Raw genomic sequence first — 2,690 nt, 5'->3', positions numbered from 1 at the left:
ACATGTTTACTGGTAATTATTCCATGTACATTTACATTACATGATCACCACGCAATAATGAACTAATACCCAATTCGTAATTCGTAATTGATAATTCGTAATTTAAGCCTAAACATTTTCATTACATGAGAACTTTCATTCTTACGGCAGCCCTAACGTTGCTGATACCCTTTTGCCTGCTTGCGCAACAGGAACCGGTAGATCAGGCTATGATGCAAAAGATCAGGACTGAAGGCCTGGAGCATTCGCAGATCCCTGTCATTGCACATTACCTGACGGATGTAAATGGCCCGCGCCTGACTAACTCCCCCGGCTACACGCATGCAGCCAAATGGGTAGTGCAAACCCTTAAACAGTGGGGCCTGCAAAACGCTGCCATGGAGCCCTGGGGCCAGTTTGGCAAAAGCTGGAGCCTCACCGGCTCTTACCTGGCCCTGAAAACACCCTACTACCAGCCGCTTATTGCCTATCCAAAAGCATGGAGCACCGGTACCAAAGGCCCCATCACCGCACCGGTAGTATTGCTGGATACCTTATCGGAAGCTGCTATTGATAAATTAGGAGCAGGCATCAAAGGAAAGATCGTGATCGTACGCCCGCATGATACAGCGTTGGTATCCAACTTTACACCCTTTGCCACCCGCTATGCTGATACCACCGACTTTAGCAAGCTGCCTGATATGTATATGCTGGAGCGGGACGACATAGCCAAATACGGCGATTTTTTCCAGAAGCTTTATGCCGTAAGGAAACACCTTGCCGCTAAAGGCGCTGCAGCCTTGCTCAATGCCAATATGCATGGCAGGGACGGTACCATTTTCGCAGATGGCCGTATGTACTACGCTAAAGGTTATACGTCGCCTTTACCGGAAGTAACCGTATCTACAGAAGATATGCTGCGTTTGTACCGCCTGCTGCGCTCCTCACAGCCCGTACAGCTGGAAATGAATGTAAAGGCCCAATGGGACAGCACAGATACCAAAGGTTACAACGTAGTAGGTGAAATACCGGGTACAGATAACGAGCTGAAAAACCAGGTAGTAATGCTGGGCGGCCACCTGGATTCCTGGCATAGCGGCACCGGCGCAACCGATGATGGCGCAGGCTGTATTGTGATGATGGAAGCGATGCGCATTTTAAAAACACTGGGCGTACAGCCTAAACGCACCATCCGCATTGCCTTGTGGGGCGGTGAAGAACAGGGCCTGTTAGGTTCTTTCGGTTATGTGAAAAAGCATTACGGCAACCCGGCAGATATGAAATTAACGGCGGAACAGAAAAATGTATCGGCCTATTATAACCTGGATAATGGCTCCGGTAAGATCAGGGGTATTTATTTGCAGAACAATGAAGCGGCAGGCCCTATTTTCCGCAGCTGGCTGGAACCTTTTGCAGATCTTGGCGCTACCGGCATTACCAGTAGCAATACCGGATCTACAGACCATCTTTCATTTGATGCAGTAGGCATTCCCGGGTTCCAGTTCATACAGGACCCGCTGGAATATGAAACCAAAACGCATCACAGCAACATGGATACGTACGATCATTTGTCTATGGACGATATGAAACAGGCGGCTACCGTTATTGCAGCCTTTGTGTATAACACGGCTATGCGGCCGGAAATGATGCCCCGTAAGCCTTTGCCGCAGCCGGGGCGTTTTGTGTTTGACCTGGATTTCCCGTTGTAATTAACGGATACGGTTGTTATTAATTTGTTTTGCGGAGGATGGGTCTGTCTGATAGGTGAGCACAGATCCATCCTTCAATATTTCCACCACACGGTAACCCTTATACGCAGTGCCCCAGGTACCGGCTACATGTGAATCCCAGAAATAATACTTCCCGTCTTTTTCACGCATGCCATCCTCATCATGGTCATGCCCGTGGAAAACAGCCTTAAGATTGGCCTGGCGGCTGAACAGCTCTACAATATCCGGCCGGTCAATACCGTATTTGGTCCACTTTACCGGCGTAATGTGCATGAACACAAATACCTGCTGCTTATTCTTGTAGGCATCCAGGAAAGCCTGTGTTTTAACCAGGTCAGGGCCGGTATATACCCCTTTTATATCCGCCGTATTAAGGGTAATGAACCCAATATCTTTTTTAGTGAACGCATGGTCAAAGGGCGTTCCCCATACCGACTGCCAGTTTGTTTCCTCCGTCATATCATGGTTGCCGTGCGATACATAATAGGGCACGGACAACTGATCCCAGGCAGCTTTTACACCCGGCAGCAAAGCAGGATCGTTATGAAAAAGATCCCCGTTGATCATTACAAAATCCAGCCCGCGGCCCTTGGCTTCTGCATTCAGCCAGTCCGTCATTTGCCGGTGCAATACCGCATATTCCGATTTAGGCTCTCCAAAATGCCCGTCAGATGCCAGGGCAAAACGCAGCTTTACGTTCTTCCGGTCCGGCAATAAAAAGTTGTCCGGCATAAATGCAGGCAGGGCATTGCCCATGCCGATCAGGATCACGCTTTTGATGGTAGATTGTAAGAACCTTCTGCGGGAGAGTGTCATAACGGGCAGTATTATACAATGTTATACAAACAGGTGCATGATCAGCACCCCCAATAAGCCAACGATGGAAACAATGGTTTCCATTAATGACCAGGAACGGAACGTATCTTTCAGCGAGAGATTAAAATATTCCTTGAACAGCCAGAAGCCCGCATCATTTACATG

2 protein-coding genes and 1 pseudogene are annotated in these 2,690 nt (G+C 48.6%); 1 reads left to right on the top strand and 2 read right to left on the bottom strand.

Features of this window, described 5'->3' with window-relative positions:
* Positions 1 to 125 precede the first annotated feature (125 nt).
* On the top strand, positions 126 to 1,688 hold the full coding sequence (locus tag VIM87_RS30135; RefSeq protein WP_332000570.1) for a M20/M25/M40 family metallo-hydrolase: 1,563 nt from the start codon (positions 126 to 128) through the stop codon (positions 1,686 to 1,688).
* Here VIM87_RS30135 and VIM87_RS30130 read toward each other — a convergent pair whose 3' ends face one another.
* On the bottom strand, positions 1,689 to 2,525 hold the full coding sequence (locus tag VIM87_RS30130) for a metallophosphoesterase family protein (RefSeq protein WP_332000569.1): 837 nt from the start codon (positions 2,523 to 2,525) through the stop codon (positions 1,689 to 1,691).
* 21 nt (positions 2,526 to 2,546) lie between these two features.
* Positions 2,547 to 2,690, bottom strand: a pseudogene (locus VIM87_RS30125) (gluconate transporter); the annotation flags it as partial.

Source organism: Chitinophaga sp., from assembly GCF_036569125.1.
In the GTDB taxonomy this organism is placed as follows: domain Bacteria; phylum Bacteroidota; class Bacteroidia; order Chitinophagales; family Chitinophagaceae; genus Chitinophaga.
Note: the sequence above shows the minus strand (reverse complement) of the source record. Positions and strands in the feature narration are given on the sequence as shown.

Excerpts from the sequence above, each read along its gene's own strand:
- VIM87_RS30135 (WP_332000570.1), top strand. The coding sequence starts at position 126 with ATGAGAACTTTCATTCTTACGGCAGCCCTAACGTTGCTGATACCCTTT.
- VIM87_RS30130 (WP_332000569.1), bottom strand. The coding sequence starts at position 2,525 with ATGACACTCTCCCGCAGAAGGTTCTTACAATCTACCATCAAAAGCGTG.